General features: G+C 66.9%; 10 protein-coding genes and 1 rRNA gene. 1 reads left to right on the forward strand and 10 read right to left on the reverse strand.

Annotated elements, in window-relative coordinates:
* The 4 genes from E5Z01_RS05095 to E5Z01_RS05110 form a co-directional block, all read right to left on the reverse strand.
* Positions 1–559: ribosomal RNA gene (locus E5Z01_RS05095) — 23S ribosomal RNA — on the reverse strand; the annotation flags it as partial.
* Between the two features lie 280 nt (positions 560–839).
* Positions 840–1,550: an ABC transporter ATP-binding protein gene (locus tag E5Z01_RS05100; RefSeq protein ID WP_135228383.1), complete on the reverse strand. Its 711-nt coding sequence runs from the start codon at positions 1,548–1,550 to the stop codon at positions 840–842.
* On the reverse strand, positions 1,547–3,376 hold the full coding sequence (locus E5Z01_RS05105; protein WP_119763943.1) for a branched-chain amino acid ABC transporter ATP-binding protein/permease: 1,830 nt from the start codon (positions 3,374–3,376) through the stop codon (positions 1,547–1,549). The genes E5Z01_RS05100 and E5Z01_RS05105 overlap by 4 nt, the downstream gene beginning before the upstream one ends.
* Before the next feature lie 43 nt (positions 3,377–3,419).
* The gene (locus E5Z01_RS05110) at positions 3,420–4,490 is read right to left on the reverse strand and encodes a branched-chain amino acid ABC transporter permease (protein WP_135228384.1); all 1,071 of its coding nucleotides are present in this window, start codon (positions 4,488–4,490) and stop codon (positions 3,420–3,422) included.
* A gap of 379 nt (positions 4,491–4,869) precedes the next feature.
* Here E5Z01_RS05110 and E5Z01_RS05115 point away from each other — a divergent pair, with 379 nt between their 5' ends.
* Positions 4,870–5,805 carry an endonuclease/exonuclease/phosphatase family protein gene (locus tag E5Z01_RS05115; RefSeq protein WP_233554572.1) on the forward strand — a complete coding sequence of 312 codons (936 nt, stop codon included), beginning with the start codon at positions 4,870–4,872 and terminating at the stop codon, positions 5,803–5,805.
* Positions 5,806–5,889: 84 nt separating this feature from the next.
* Here E5Z01_RS05115 and E5Z01_RS05120 read toward each other — a convergent pair whose 3' ends face one another.
* The 6 genes from E5Z01_RS05120 to E5Z01_RS05145 form a co-directional block, all read right to left on the reverse strand.
* Positions 5,890–6,159, reverse strand: coding sequence for a hypothetical protein (locus E5Z01_RS05120; protein ID WP_135228385.1), 270 nt, complete (start codon positions 6,157–6,159; stop codon positions 5,890–5,892).
* A 169-nt stretch (positions 6,160–6,328) separates the two neighbouring features.
* Positions 6,329–6,823, reverse strand: coding sequence for a flavin reductase family protein (locus tag E5Z01_RS05125; RefSeq protein ID WP_135228386.1), 495 nt, complete (start codon positions 6,821–6,823; stop codon positions 6,329–6,331).
* A gap of 33 nt (positions 6,824–6,856) precedes the next feature.
* Positions 6,857–8,599: a glycoside hydrolase family 10-like protein gene (locus tag E5Z01_RS05130; protein WP_135228387.1), complete on the reverse strand. Its 1,743-nt coding sequence runs from the start codon at positions 8,597–8,599 to the stop codon at positions 6,857–6,859.
* Between the two features lie 91 nt (positions 8,600–8,690).
* Positions 8,691–11,051 (reverse strand): DNA polymerase III subunit gamma/tau, encoded by a 2,361-nt coding sequence (gene dnaX / locus E5Z01_RS05135; protein ID WP_135228388.1) that lies wholly within the window; start codon positions 11,049–11,051, stop codon positions 8,691–8,693.
* Between the two features lie 170 nt (positions 11,052–11,221).
* The gene (locus E5Z01_RS05140; protein WP_135228389.1) at positions 11,222–11,893 is read right to left on the reverse strand and encodes a hypothetical protein; all 672 of its coding nucleotides are present in this window, start codon (positions 11,891–11,893) and stop codon (positions 11,222–11,224) included.
* Positions 11,894–12,008: 115 nt separating this feature from the next.
* Positions 12,009–14,855, reverse strand: a complete 2,847-nt coding sequence (locus E5Z01_RS05145) for a hypothetical protein (RefSeq protein ID WP_167757778.1) — start codon at positions 14,853–14,855, stop codon at positions 12,009–12,011.
* Positions 14,856–14,915 lie beyond the last annotated feature (60 nt).

The following is a 14,915-nucleotide window of genomic DNA, read 5'->3' on the forward strand; positions in this document are numbered from 1 at the left end:
CGTATGGGGCGGTGATTGCTTGTAAATCCACGGTTTCAGGTTCTCTTTCACTCCCCTTCCGGGGTTCTTTTCACCGTTCCCTCACGGTACTATTCGCTATCGGTCACTGGGAATATTTAGCCTTACGCGGTGGTCCGCGTGGATTCAGTCATCGTTTCACGAACAACGACCTACTCAGGTGCTCCGAACGTCATCCAGTCGTTTATCTACGGGACTGTCACCCTCTGTGGTGCCGCTTTCCAGCGGCTTCGACTGGAGTGGATGAATCATTCTGTTGGAGTCCTACAACCCCAGGGAGCAAGCTCCCTGGTTTGGGCTCATCCGGGTTCGCTCGCCGCTACTGACGGAATCGATTTCTCTTTCTGTTCCTGCGGGTACTTAGATGTTTCAGTTCTCCGCGTTCCCTCTCTTTCGAGTACCCGTAAACGGGTGGGTTTCCCCATTCGGACATCCCTGAGTCAATGCGTATCTCCAGCTCGTCAGGGCTTTTCGCAGGTAATCGCGTCCTTCGTCGGTTCCAGTGCCAGGGCATCCACCGTGGATCCTTAGTATCTTGACCTTCTTTCGATTTCATCACGGCAACAACTTTGCTTAGTCGCCGTGTGGTTCGCTCTTCTTGCTCTTTCGCTTCTCGGTTGTCATGCGTCTCGCCTCGTTCGAGGCTCAGAAACTATATGCCCTGCTTCGAGATCTGTCAAGCGCTTCCTCTTGATGACCTTTTGAGATATTGACCACCATTAGGTTTAAGCTGTCGTTGACGTGGTTTTCAGTGTTTCAGATGAGGCAAAAGGATAGGGCGGTGAAGTCATGCAACTTCACCGCCCTATCCTTTTGGTGGATTACCCGCCGAGATAACTGGCGGAAAGTTCCTCGTTGCGGGCAAGTTCGGCGGCGGGGCCGCTCATCTTGACCTGCCCGGTTTCCAATACGTAGGCCTCGTCGCTGATGGCCAGGCTGGCGCGGGCGTTCTGCTCGACCAGAAGTACCGTGAGCCCCTCGTCGCGCAGGTGCTTGACCATCAAGAGAATGTCGCGCACGATCAGCGGAGCAAGCCCCAGACTGGGTTCGTCCAGCAGCAGCAGCTTGGGTTTAGCCATCAGGGCGCGGCCGATAGCGAGCATCTGCTGCTCCCCGCCCGAGAGCGTACCCGCAAGTTGCGCACGGCGTTCCAGCAGGCGCGGAAAGCGGCGGTAGACATCCGCCAGATCCGCTTTCCAGGGTTTGCTGCGGCGGCTGTAGGCGCCGAGCATCAGGTTGTCGGCCACCGTCATGCTGGCGAACAGGTCGCGGCGTTCCGGCACCAGGCAGATACCCTGTTGCACGCGGGTTTCCAGGCTCATGTTCTGGATGTCGTGGCCGCCATACCGGAGCTGCCCCTGCGAAGGCAGCACGCCCATGATCGAGTTCATGAGGGTGGTTTTGCCCGCGCCATTCGCGCCGATCACGCTGACGATGTGGCCCTGCGGTACGGTGATGCTGACGCCGCTGAGGGCTTCCACCCGCCCGTAACGGGTGTGCAGGTCAACGACTTCAAGCAGGTTGGGGGTCATGCGGCGCCCCCTGCAACAGCACTGTCCTCGGTCATGTCGACCCCCAGGTACGCTTCGCGCACGTCCTTGTTCTGGCGAATTTCGGCAGGGGTGCCTTCCGCGAGTTTCTGGCCGTAATTCATCACGACCAGGCGATCCACGAGGTTCATGACCAGATCCATGTCGTGTTCGACGATCAATATGGTCACGCCCTCGTCCCGCAAACGTTTCAGCAGGGCGGACAGTTCCTGCTTCTCGCCGTAGCGCAGGCCGGCGGCGGGTTCATCCAGCAGCAGCAGCGTGGGGTCAGCGACCAGGGCGCGGGCCACCTCCAGAATGCGCTGCTGACCCAGCGCCAGGTTCCCAGCCAGTTCGAACGCCTGATCGCCCAGCCCCACACGCTCCAGTTGCTTCAGGGCCTCGTGTTGTAGGGCCGCTTCCTCAGCCCGTTCCAGGTGCAGCATGCTCTGGAACAACCCGGCTTTGGCGCGGGCGTAGCCGCCCATCATGGTGTTTTCCAGCAGGGTCAGATCCGGCAGCAGGTGAACGTGCTGGAAGGTGCGGGCCATCCCCAGGCGGTGAATGGTGCCGGCATCGGCCTGCCCGATCTCCTTGCCGCCAAAGGTAATTTGCCCGGAAGTGGCGGGGTTCACGCCGGTTACCAGGTTGAACATGGTGCTCTTGCCCGCACCGTTCGGCCCGATCAGGCCCAGGATTTCTCCGGCGTGCAGATCGAAGGACACGTCGTTCACCGCCTTCAGGCCACCGAACTGCTTCAGAGCGTTGCGGACGCTGAGCAAAGGCGTGCCGGGCGCGGGTTTGGGGCGTTCGGGCAGGTGCGAGTCCTGCGGAAGAATACGAATGCGGTCTTGCGGCAGAAACCGCTCGATCAGCGGCCACAGCCCACGACGCGCAAATTGCAGGGTCAGGATCACGAGGATGCCGAAGACGATGGTCTCGAAGTTCCCCTGCGCCTTCAGCAGTTTCGGCAGCCAGTCCTGCAACCACTCGCGGAGCTGCGTGATGAGGGTTGCGCCGAAGATGCCGCCCAGAATGTAGTTGATGCCGCCCACCACCGCCATGAACAGGTAATTGATGCCCTCGGACACGCTGAAGGGCGTGGGGTTCACGAAACGCTGACTGTGCGCGTACAACCACCCGGCCAGCGAGGCGAACACGGCCGATACCACGAACACCTCGACTTTCATACGGAAGTTGTTCACGCCGAACGCTTCAGCGACGACGGGGCCGCCGCGCAGGGCCCGCATGGCGCGGCCCACCCGGCTTTGCAACAGGAAGGCGGTCAGGGTCATCACGATGGCCAGGAAAAACAGGGTCAGGTAAGCGTACTGGCGCGGCGACGTGAGCGGAGTCCCGAAAATGGAGATGGGCGGGATGTCCGTGATCCCGGTAAATCCGCCCAGCGCGGGCGTGTTCCCGAAAATGTAAAAGAGACTCATGCCCCAGGCAATCGTGGCGAGCGGCAGGTAATGCCCCGACATGCGCAGGGTGACGAGGCCCAGCGTCCAGGCGACGAGCGCCGTGGCGAGCAGCCCCACCGGCAGACCGATCCAGGGGCTCAGGCCGTATTTGGTGCTGATCAGCGCGGTGGCGTAAGCGCCCACACCCATGAAGGCCGCGTGCCCGAACGAGGTCAGGCCGATCACGCCGGTGAGCAGCACCAACCCGATGGCGACTATGGCGAAGATCATGATGTTGGTCATCACCGTGACTTTGAAAAGAGGCAGGATCAGCGGCAGCACCAGTGCCAGGACGAACAGGCCGGCGCCCAGCATGACGCGCGGGGTAAACCGCGGCGGGTTGGAGGAAACAGCGCGGCTGATCATGCGGCCCCGCCTTCCTTTCCACTCGCATCCATCGGGATTTTTTTCATTCTTCATCCTCCGGGATGTGCTTGGTCATCAGGGAACGCCACAGCAGCACAGGCAGGATCAGCGTGAACACGATCACTTCCTTCCAGGCGGAATAACTGAAACTGGCGAAACTCTCGATGAGTCCCACCAGGATCGCGCCGCCGGCGGCCAGCGGAAAGCTGACCAGTCCGCCGATGATGGCGCCGATGAAGCCTTTCAGGCCGATCAGGAAGCCGCTGTCGTACCCCAGGGCCACGCTTGGCCCGATCAGCATGCCGCCCATCCCGGCGATGATGGCGGCCAGCAGGAAGGTCAGGGAGCCAGCGGCGGTGGGGCTGATACCGACGATGCGGGCGCCCAGGCGATTCACGGCGGTGGCCCGCAGGGCTTTTCCGGCCATGGTGCGCTCGAAGAAGGCCGCGAGGCCCAGCATCAGCAGGGCGGACGCCAGGATGACCAGCAGGCTCTGCTGCGTCAGCGTGACCTGCCCCAGTTTCAGGTCGCCGGGCAGGAAGGGCGGGGTACGCGAACCTTCCGGGCCGAAGAAGGCCAGTGCCAGCCCCGTGAGCACCATGTGCAGCGCAACCGAGGCGATCAGCAGCACCAGCACCGTGGCGTTCTGAAGCGGCTGGTACACCACGCGGTACAGCAGCGGCCCCAGCGGAGCAATAAGCAGCATGGTCAGCAGCGTGTCCATCCACAGCGGCAGGTTCAGGGGGGCCACGGCGCGGATCAGGAACCACAGCGCTCCGCCGGCCAGAGCGGCGCTGCCCAGCGTGGTCAGGGCCTGGGTGCTGCGTCCGGAGCGGATGAGGCTAAAGGCCTGCATCACGGCGGCCAGCGCCAGCAGGAACAGCACCAGGTTCAGGGTGCCGGGGGTTTTGGCGGCTTGCAGGGCGGCCAGCGTCAGCGTGCCGAACACCACGAACTCCCCGATGGGAATGAAAATGACGCGCGTAACACTGAAGACCAGCACCAGCGCCAGCGCCAGCAGCGCGTATACCGCGCCGTTCGTCAGGCCGTCGGCCGCCAGCACCGGGAAGATGGACGGATCAAAAATCTGTTTCAGGTCGTTCAGGAACTGCATTTCCTCTCCTTAGGGCGCGGGGTGGTCAGGGCCTTCCTGAATCCGGCCAACCGGTTCACTGGCTGCATGGGCGGTCTCCTTTTTTTGGAACAAACGTTCGTTTGGTGTGTATGGTCACGTTTATAGCGCCTGGGTCTGTGCCGCACTTGAGGCCTGTCTGTTCGTTTATAAGGAACAGGATAACGTGAAAAAAGACCTGCTATAAAGGCGCCTCCCCGCCGCCAGCCGTCGTTTGAGGCCGCCTGCCCCGACAGGCCAAAGCCGACCCTGCAAAGATGCCCACTCCACTACCCCGATAGGCGCAGGGGCGCAGCAAAGGTGAGCGACGGCTATTCGTTTCGCCGCACCGGCTGCGCTGAAATGTGGAATGCTACGGGGCGTGCCGCTGCGTCGCCTGCCCTCGAACCTCGCGCTGGCTTACCTGGCTTTCGTGCTGCTGGTGTGGGTGCTGGGCGAGTTCGTGGGCGAGCGAACCGTGCCGACCCTGCTGCTGGCCTACGCCCCACCGCTGTTGTGGCTGCTGCCCGCCCCGCTGGTGTGGCTGTGGGTGCTGGTGCGCCGCCGCAAGGTGGGGTGGGCGCTGCTGGCGACGCTGCTGGCCGCCTGGGGTGCCGGCTTGTTTCACTGGCGGGCGCAGTCGGCTGGAAATTTGAAGGTTCTGACTTACAACGTGGCCCGCGGCACGAGGACCAACCCGGACACCCTGGCGCTGGCGCTGCGCCAGATCGGGGCCGACATCATCCTGCTTCAGGAAGCCAATTTTTACGACCCGAATTTCGTGACCAGGCTGGCCGCCGACCTGCCGGAATACAGCCTGTCGAGCGCCGCGGAAGTCAGTACCCTGACGCGCTTGCCAGTAATAAAGACCCAGACCTTCGACCTGCCGCAAAACCGGCGTGAAGTGTTGGTGACCCACCTGAAATGGCAGGACAAACCGCTGACCATCGTGAACGCGCACCTGGGTACGGTCATGCTCTCGCCGGTGTTGCAGGGAGACCTTCAGCGCGTGCGGCGAACCCGCGACGCCCGCACGGAGCAGGTGGGGGTGCTGCGCTCTATCGCCCTACAGGTGGACGGCGCGGTGCTGCTGGGAGGCGACCTCAACACGCCGCCCCGGGGCGTGATCTACCGGCGCTTGCGGGACATTTTCGGGCGTGACGCGCACGACGCGGCGGGGCGCGGGCCGGGCTGGACATTCCCCAGCCTGAAATTACGCATCGACCACCAGTTCACGCGCGACTTGCAACCGGTGCGGGCAACGGTGTTGCCAGGTGTGGGCAGCGACCACCTGCCGCTGCTGGTCGAGTACAGGTAACCCGGCTTAAAAGAAGAGAATAGGAAGCCATTCTGTTCTGCTGTTCTCACCTTCGCCGGGGAAAGGGCACAAGATTCTGCCTCTTCAACGGAGCGTCAGGGCCTGAATCATGCCGTAGGCGATCAGGGCCGCCAGCAGCAAACCCGCCCCCACGAACCACGCCGGGGCTTTGCCACCGTTGAGGCTGTTTGCGGCATTCCAGGCCAGGCGCAGGTTGACCAGCGACATGACCAGCAAAAAGGCGTCCAGCGCGTCCACTGCGCGGCCCGGCGCAACCTGCATCGGGAAGCCCACCAGCAACGTCAGACCCGCCAGCAGAAAGGCGATCAGCAGTTGCACGGCGTCACTGGACATGCGGGCATTATGCCAAGCGCGGCCCACCACCTGCCCGCAGTCTTCAGAGCAGTTCTCCGAATTATGCGCTCTAGGAAGGGCCCCCCAGAGCGCCCCATTCTTCGTTCTGCTCGTCTTAATTCACTCGCGCTGCTCGGACAAAAATCATGGCGTTCTTTTGTCAAATGTTCTAACCGAGTTCGTGGTACTGACCCCGGAAGTACACAAGCGGGTCGTCGTCGGTGAAGCGCGTGTACTCGATCAAGCCGGTAAACAGGGTGTGGTCGCTGAAGGTCAGGGCCTGATCCTTGCGGCACACGATCTGCGCGATGGTGCCGCCCAGCAGCGGCAGGCCCTCATGCTCGAACCAGGCCAGGGGCAGGGCCGGATCAGGTTTTCCGGCAAAGTGTTCACTGAGCTTTTTTTGCGTGCTGCTCAGGACGTTCAGGCCGAAATGGGTGACCTCGGGCCGGGAGAGCAGCGCGTGCATTTTCCGGTCGTGCCTGACAGCGACCCCCAGCGTGGGCGGCTCGTGACTGAGGCCAATCACGGCGCTGGCCGTCATGCCGCGGTGCCCACCATCGTGCGTGGCGGTCAGGATGCACACCCCGCTGCTCAGGCGGCCCAGGGTCTGCCACAGTTCGTCCCGGGTAATGGCGTCATGGGGAAGGGAGGGGGGGCTCATGCCCGCAGTGTAGCGGCAGCGTTACCGGCCGCATCACCGGCGGGGCGGGGTCGGCACGTTGGGAGTCTGCGCCGGGCTGGCCGATCCTGGGGCGCTAGGCCGACCCGAGGTTGCGGCGGGCTGTGTGTCGCGCAGAAGCAGGTTGGGCAGGCGCCTCAGGCCACTTTCCGGCACCGTGTCAGTCCAGCGGCGGTCACCTATGCGCACCTCGGTTCTGCCGGCCGGCAGGGTCAGGAAGCCGTAGTAGCCGTTGCCGTCCGTGAGGCCCTGCGCGACCACCTGGCCGTTCTGCCACACTTCCACGCTGCGCCCGCCCGGCCAGGGAACACCCACCACGCGCCCCATCAGGCCACGGGCCAGCGGGGGTGCCTCCTGCCAGCGGGTGGTGCCGCTCAGCACACCGCCCGGAGCCGTCAGCAGCTTCATGACCGAGGTCAGGCCCTGCGGCTGGGACTGCGTGTTGTTGTAGGTGGCCAGGGTCGGCACGCGGTACGAATACCCCACCCACCCCAGGCCCGCCGCCACACTGCGGTTGGCCTGCGAGGCGGTGACCTCGGGGCTGTTCAGGTACAGCGCCGTGCCCACCGCCAGCGGCGTGACCTGCCCATCGGCGCGGGTGCGCACGCTGCTGGCAAAGGAATTCCAGTTGTTGAACCACACGCCCTGATCGGCCACGGTGTCGCGCTTGTAGTTCATGGGCACGTTCAGGTCGATCAGGCCCTGGTAAATCCAGGTGGGCCAGTCCTGCATCACGTCGGTGTACGGACGCGAGAGGCGGAAGCTGCCCGGTTCGAGGGGCCGGGGCGCGTTCCCGTAGGTGATGGTGGCGGCCGTCATCCAGGCGCTGGGGCGCACGCTCTTGACCTCCAGCGCGATGCGGCGCACCAGGGCCGTGACCTGCTCGCGTTTCCACTGCTGCCACTGCGGGTCAGCCGGCAGCGGGCGGCCTTTCGTGCCCGTTTCGGCGTTGAAGCGGGCCACTGTTTTGGGGTCGTACCCCCAGTCGCCGCCGTCCGGGTAACGGATGCGGTCAAGTTGCACGCCGTCCACATCGTAGTTTTTCACCAGGTTTGCCACGGCGGTGGCGGCGTACTCGGCGGCGGCGGGAATACCCGCGTCCAGCCAGCCGTCACTGCCTTCCTGCCAGCTGCCGTCACTGCGGCGGGCCAGCCAGGAGTCCCTGGAGTTCGGGCCGTTGGTACGCATCACGTGTTTCGGGTTGGTGCTGGGCGAAGCCACATTGGCGATGCCGGTGACACTCGCCCAGGCGATCACGCGAATGCCTTTCTCGTGGGCCAGGCGCGTCACCAGCGCCAGCGGGTCGAAATTTCTCTCGAAATCCGCGTCGGTAATGGCTGGCAGGCCGCTTTTCAGGCACAGGCAGTCCCCGCGCCGAATGGCCTGCACGAACAGCACGTTCACGCCCATCCGGGTGGCGTCTTCCACCACCTGCCTGACCTGCACGCGGTTCTTTAACCCCGCGCCGAAGGCGTCCACCCACAGGCCGCGCACCGCCACGGGCGGCACCCCCGGCGCCAACTGGGGGGCCGGCGCCTGAGGAACAGGCGGCAGCGCAGGTGCAGCAGGCGCAGGCGTGGCAGGAAGCGGGGCAGCGGGTGTGAACCCCGAACCTGCGGGCACCGGAACAGCGGGCAGATTCAGTGGCGGTGGGGCGGGCAGCGTTTCCGGTTTCGTGGAATCCTGCGCCGCAGCGCCGGGGTTCACGGCGAGAAGCAACGTCAAAATGAAAGCGCGGCGCAAGGAAACACGGGTCATAGGGTCAGGCGGCAGACTAACCCACCTGATTCACAAACAAATGAAAAACCTGGCGCGACTGGCTTGCCTACTCGTCACAGTCCATTACCGTTCAGGCTTCAGCCTCTGTGCCCTCAGCCTCTTCTGAGCTGGCGTCGTCGGTTTCGGGGGGCTGGTAGTTGCGGTTCTTTCCGATTTCGCGGACGCGCCCAGAGAAGCGGCTTTTCACTTCGTCGTAGAGCGGGTGGGCGCGAATGTCGCCGGGTCTGGACGGCGCGGCGGGCGCATGCTGGGGGGCGGAAGCCGGGCGGGTCTGGGGCGGGGGGCGGGGGGCGCTGTACTCCGCGAAGGGCGCGTCGTCCAGCGAGGGTGGCCCGGCCTCCTGAAGGCCTCCGCCGATGTCCCCCCAGTCGGGTTCCTCGGTGATGGCTTCCACCACGTACAGTTCGCGGGTCGTGGTGGGAGGCGCGATGCGGTCTCCACCCTGCGCGTCTGCCGGAGCCGGGGGCGGGTCGGCAGGTGTTTCCGCGTCCCACGGGGCGGGCGGAAGATCCGGCAGCGGCGCGGGGGCCACGTCGTCCGGGCTGTGGGGCGGCACGCGCTGCTCCGGGGCGTCGCCGAAAGGCAAATCCAGTTCCGGGAAGTCGGGTGTGCCGGCGCTGGGCCGTTCCAGCGTGGCAACCGCGGGCCGTTTGGGCGGCAGACCGGCTGGAGCCGGCGCGGCAGCGTCAAGGTTTGGAGTGTGGCCGACTGGCACCGAACTGGCGGGTGCGGGCCGGGGAGAAGCGGCGCGGCGGGGGGCCGGGTCGAAGTCCGGCACGGCCTCCCCCACGGGCGCTGCGGCCTCGACCGGTCGCCGGGCAGCGACTGGAGCAGGTGGAGGGGCGGGTGTCGGTGCGGGGGCAGGGGTGCCGCCCCCTCCCCCCGCGCCTCCTGGGCCGCCCAGGTTTTGCCGGCGCCCCAGGTTGTCGGGGGCCACCAGCTCGAAGGTGACTGGGCCGAACACCTTGAGCACCAGTTTCGCCACGTCGTCGAACTTTCCGGCCAGTTGCCTGGCGTGGAATTTGTTGCGGTCATCGTAGGTGAGGCTCACGTAACCGGGTTCGGCGTGCTGACGGGCGGGCTTCAGGTACGCCTTGACCTGCATGCTGGCCTGCCGCACCACATCTGCCCAGCTGCCCTGCAGGGGCGCCGCCGGAACCATGCCCTCGGTCGCCTGCGCTACCGCTTCACGCACCGGCGTGGGGCCAGGGCCACTGGCGCCACCGCTGCGCCGCCCGGCGGGGTCGAAGTCGGCCACGGCGGGGCCAGCCGGTGCGGGTCTGCCCCCCTGACGGAGTGTGGCCAGTTCTTTTTCCAGGCGGTTCAGGCGCTGAAGCAGATCGGCGGGAACGGCCGCGCCTGCCGACGTCGGCGCGTGATGTCCACTGCTGCTCACGGCGTCGGCGGCCAGCAGGGCATGGGTCAGGCTCAACTCCAGGCTCTGCTGGTCGGCGCTGCGGGCAAAACGGCTCTCCTGCTCGTCCAGCGCCGCCTGCAGTTTCAGCAGGCGGGGAACGTCCGCGCCTTCCAGGCGGCCCTCTTCTCCCAGGCCCAGTTCAGCGTGCAGGGCCGCGCCAAAGGCGGCCACCAGGCCTTCCACCACCGTGCGGGCCGCGAACCCGTCGCGGTACAGGCCCGCCGCCCCGGACAGGGCCGCGCCCGCGTCACCCACCACCAGGGCGCCCGCGATGCCACGCACACGCTCGCCGGGCGGCAGGCCCAGCGCTTCCTCGACGCTGGCGCGGGTAATAGCGGTGCCGGCGGCCAGCATGCGTTCCAGCAGGCTCTCGCCGTCACGCATGGCCCCGTCGGCCAGGCGGCCGATCAGGTTCAGGGCGTCGGCGTCGGCGGTCACGCCCTCTTTGTCGGCCAGGCCCGCCAGTTTCCCCGCGATTTCCTCGGGGGTCAGGCGGCGAAAGCGGTAGTGCTGGCAGCGTGAGAGGATGGTGGGGATGATCTTCTCCGGCTCGGTCGTCGCCAGAATGAAGATCACGTGACCGGGCGGTTCCTCCAGCGTCTTGAGGAGGGCGTTGAAGGCTGCGCGGGACATCATGTGGGCTTCGTCCAGAATGTAGATTTTTTTTCCGCCGCGCATGGCCGCCAGGCCCACTTTCTCGCGCAGGTCGCGCACATCGTCGACGCTGTTGTTGCTGGCCGCGTCGATCTCCAGGACGTCCGGGTGGCTGCCTGCCCGCACGGCCAGGCAACTCTCGCACTCGCCACACGGTTTGGGGCCGTCCGACAGGCAGTTGGCCGTCATGGCGATCAGGCGGGCGGTGGTGGTCTTCCCCACCCCGCGTGGCCCGGAGAACAGGTAGGCGTGGCCCACCCGCCCCTGCGAGAGGGCCGCCCGCAGCACATCCTTCACGTGCTCCTGACCGACGATGTCCTCCCAGCGAATCGGACGCGCACGCTGATAAATGGCGCTCATGGGCGCCCCCCTGGCGTGGGCTGTGGGTTATGGGGGGTGGGATGGAGAAAAAGACCCCTCAGCCAAGGCTTTTTCTCCATCCACCGCTTCCCGCCGACCCCTGACCCGTTCACCCGTTCAGTGTAGCCCCCGCGCTCCGGTCAGGCAGTGACCCGCCTCACGCCGCCACCTTACGGATTGACCTTGATACCGAAGGTGCCGCTGGCAGTGACTTCCTTGCCGTTCTTCTGGCCTGCAGCGTTGATCCCGCCGGTGTACGTGTTGATGGGTGTGCCTTTTTTCGCGGTGACGCGGATGGGGAATTCCTCGCCCACCAGCACCCGCGTTTTCGGCAGGGTGACGGTCACGTCCGGCGTGGTGCTCTGCGCGCTCAGGGTGAAGGTGCCGGGGTGGCTCTGGGGCGTGTACCCGCCCAGACGCCCGGTCAATTCCTTCGTCTCGCCGCCGCCCACCGTCAGGGTGGAAATGGACTTGCCGCCCGGCTCCGCGATCACCACGTATCCGCCCGCGCACCCGTTATGCCGCAACTTCCCGATATCCTGCACGCCCAGGTACAGGGCCGGAAACAGCGAGGCCACCATGAAGCCCAGCCCCAGCGCCGACACGCGCGGCCTGCGCCAGTTGATGGCCGCGAACGCCAGCCCGCCCGGCCCCAGCAGCAGCGGCATCAGCAGGGCCAGCAGCGTATGCCCCCGGCACGGATCGGTTAAAGCTGCGCCCCCCAGCAGGCGCACCAGCAGCACCAGCGCCGCTCCCACAGCCCAGCCCGCCAGCAGCCCCGGCAGGAAATGTTTCGTTTCAAAAGCGGGCACGTTATCCACAGACGGCGAAGAACCAGACACGCCCCGCAGCTTACCGCCTGGTCAGCGGGACGGATGCCGCCAGCGGCCGGGAGGAACAGCGGCCGGCAAATCGAACTGTCCAGTCAGGCTCGCTCTCGACCGTTCGACTCCAGGCTCAGGTGGCGCTGGTTTCTGGCGACTCGTCGGCCCCTTTGTTCCTCATGTTGGGGCGGGGGGCCAGGACGGCCAGCAGCAGCAGGCTGAGGCCGGTGACAAGGACGGCGAGGCCAGCGACGGCGCGGGGATTACTGAAGTTCAGGGCGTCCAGGGTGGCGCCTTTCAGGCCGGCGAGGCTGACCAGCCACAGCCCGGCTGTCCAGTGGGCGCGGGCGTCCAGATCACCATCCAGACGGGCCGCCCGGACACAGGCGCTGATGCCCATCAGCATGGCGGCGGTGCTGCCCGCCAGCAGCCACCACTCGTGCATGGCCGGCCACACGAACAGCCCCGCGCTGACGGCCAGGGCCAGGAAAAAGCCGAACCACCAGGTCTGCTGCGCGGAAGTGAGCCCTGGAAGCTGGCGCAGGGCGGTGGCCGAGGAGGCGGGAAGCCGGGAAGCGAGCCAGTCGCGGCCGGTGCTGTCCAGCGTGAGCCAGCCCACCAGCAGGAGGGCCCAGGTGCCCAGCCACTCGATGACGCGCGGAACACCTTGCGGGAAGATCCAGGCGACGTGGCTGAGGATGGCGGCGACTGCGCCTAGAACCAGCAAGGCGGGCACGCGCTGACCAGCGAGTTTCAGGGGCAGCCCGGCCGCCAGCAGGGCCACCAGGGCGCAGGCCAGGGCAAGGTGCGGCGCGTTGCCATCGGGCAGCAGCGCCAGCGCGAAGGTCAGGAGGGCCAACGCCACCCCCTCCACAAGCGCCTGCCCCGTCCGAGCGTTATGGGCGGTCAGCAGGGCCACTAAAGCGGCCAGCACGGCGCCCAGCAGCAGGGCCAGGCGCTCCGGGCGGGTGTCCACGGCACCTAGCAGCGACACGCTGCCCACCAGCAGGCCCGGCAGCGCGGCCCAGTAGAGGGTGTTCTGCACGGGCCTGAACAGGTGCGCGGTGCGCTGCGTGAGCCACAGCAGGGCGGCCAGCCCCAGAACGGCGCCCAGCACGGGCCAGACCGGGCCGCTGGACAGCCCCAGCAGTGCGGCCCCCCCGCCGAGACCGGCCAGCCATGCCAGATCAGGCGTCTGGCGGTGACGCGCCTGCCAGAAAGCGGCCCGCAGCGCGCCGACCACTGCGATCAGCGCCGGGAGGGCCTGTAGAAATGGGGCCCACGGTGGCGCCAGGCCCGGTGTGCCCAGCCCCCACAGGGCGGTGCCGGCCAGGGCCAGGGCGCCCAGCCACACCCACAGCCGGCTGTGGCCGTGCAGGCCGATGACCAGCACCGTCAGGGCCAGTCCGGCCAGGGCGGCGGGTTCGGTGCGGGCGCCCAGCAGGGCAACCAGGAGGGCCGCGGCCAGGCCCGTCGCTCCGGCGGTCAGGCTGCTGGCCAGGGTGCCGGCCAGCGTGTCTTCCGGGTCGCGCGGGGTGTGGCGGTGGTGCCGCCAGCCCCACCAGGCCGCCCCGGCCAGCACCAGCAGGTTAAAGACGCCCGGCGCCAGAACGGTCTGAAACCCAGGATGCCGGCTGAGTGCAAGTCCCAGCGCCAGGCCCACCAGCGCCTGCGGGGTCACGCTGGCCCACACGGCCGCCAGGCGCACCGCACTGTCCTGAACGTCGTCCGCGTCGGGCACCCCGGCGGTGGAGCGCAGCAGGGTCAGCACCGGCAGAAGTGCCAGCAATGAGAACCCTACCCACAGGGCCATCCCCAGCACAGGTTCAGTGTTCAGGTGCAGGGCGCGGGTCAGCACGGCGCGGCTGAACAGATCGCCAGCGTCCAGCGTGGACAGATCCAGCCGCGGCAGGACGTGGCTGACGGCCGCCACCAGCCAGCCCAGCGGCAGCAGCCCGGTCAGGGTCAGCGTCAGGGTCAGCGCCGCCCGCCAGGCCTGCGGGTTGTCCGGCCCTTCCAGATCATCTTCCTGGGAAGCGTTGGCAGCGGCGCTGTCTTTCAGGGAAGGCCGTGCGCCCAGCAGCGCCGCGGCCGAGAGCACAAAGACGGCGCCGGCCGCCGGAATGGACAGGCGGTTCAGGTCGTCGGCCAGCATCCACACACTGAGGCTGGCCCCTCCCAGCGCCATGACGCCCAGCAGCGGTTCGCGCCGCCGCAGACCGTCCCAGGTAAGGGCGGCACTCAGCAGCAGCAGGCCCAGCAGGATGATCGCCGGCCCCCCCTCCTGCGGGAATTTCTGCGCCAGGCTGCCCAGCCCCAGCGCACTGACGCCGTAGCCCAGGCCGCGCAGCGCGCCCGAAACAGGCCACGGCACCAGCCGGGCTGTGCCGTACAGCACCGCCCCGAAGGCGAAGACCGCCAGCAGAAGCGTCCAGGCGGGCCACCCCAGCGCCCGCAGGGTAAAGGCCAGCCCGCCCAGCACCAGCGCCCCGCCGAACACGCTGATGCGGGCGCGGCTATATTCCGGCCCCCACAGTGACGACTGAGCTGGCACGTGGGCCGCCGGCGTGGTCAGCATCGGCGCCCTGGGGGAGGCAGCAGCAGGTAAGGATGCAGCAGCGCCGGGAGCCGCAGCCTGGAACACCGCGCCGGGCTGGTCTTCCGGCCACGGGGAACGCGGCTGGAACACGGGAGCTGCTTGAGGCGAGGACGGCGCAGCCGGGACATCGGGGGAAGGGGTGGGCCTTTCCTGCCCCGCACCGGGCGCGGCCTGCGGCGGTGGCACCGACGCGGCGGGGCGCGCTTCCTCGCCCAGCCGCACGGAAGGCGGCAGGTTGAGCGTGGCCCGCAGTTCCAGCAACTCCTCGCGCAGCAGGTTCGCCTTGCGCTCGGCGTCCTGTGCCCGCGCCTGCGCTGTTTGGGAACGCACAAATGCCACCACAGCCAGCACCAGAGCCAGCAGTATGAACAGGGCCGACATGCCTCAGCGTACCCTGCCGCCCGCAAAAACCGCGCCCATTTGCAGGCGCGGTTCAAACCG

It is taken from the genome of Deinococcus fonticola (assembly GCF_004634215.1).
GTDB lineage: Bacteria > Deinococcota > Deinococci > Deinococcales > Deinococcaceae > Deinococcus > Deinococcus fonticola.

Excerpts from the sequence above, each read along its gene's own strand:
- E5Z01_RS05120 (WP_135228385.1), bottom strand. The coding sequence starts at position 6,159 with ATGTCCAGTGACGCCGTGCAACTGCTGATCGCCTTTCTGCTGGCGGGT.
- E5Z01_RS05110 (WP_135228384.1), bottom strand. The coding sequence starts at position 4,490 with ATGCAGTTCCTGAACGACCTGAAACAGATTTTTGATCCGTCCATCTTC.
- E5Z01_RS05125 (WP_135228386.1), bottom strand. The coding sequence starts at position 6,823 with ATGAGCCCCCCCTCCCTTCCCCATGACGCCATTACCCGGGACGAACTG.
- E5Z01_RS05130 (WP_135228387.1), bottom strand. The coding sequence starts at position 8,599 with ATGACCCGTGTTTCCTTGCGCCGCGCTTTCATTTTGACGTTGCTTCTC.
- E5Z01_RS05145 (WP_167757778.1), bottom strand. The coding sequence starts at position 14,855 with ATGTCGGCCCTGTTCATACTGCTGGCTCTGGTGCTGGCTGTGGTGGCA.
- E5Z01_RS05100 (WP_135228383.1), bottom strand. The coding sequence starts at position 1,550 with ATGACCCCCAACCTGCTTGAAGTCGTTGACCTGCACACCCGTTACGGG.
- dnaX (WP_135228388.1), bottom strand. The coding sequence starts at position 11,051 with ATGAGCGCCATTTATCAGCGTGCGCGTCCGATTCGCTGGGAGGACATC.
- E5Z01_RS05105 (WP_119763943.1), bottom strand. The coding sequence starts at position 3,376 with ATGATCAGCCGCGCTGTTTCCTCCAACCCGCCGCGGTTTACCCCGCGC.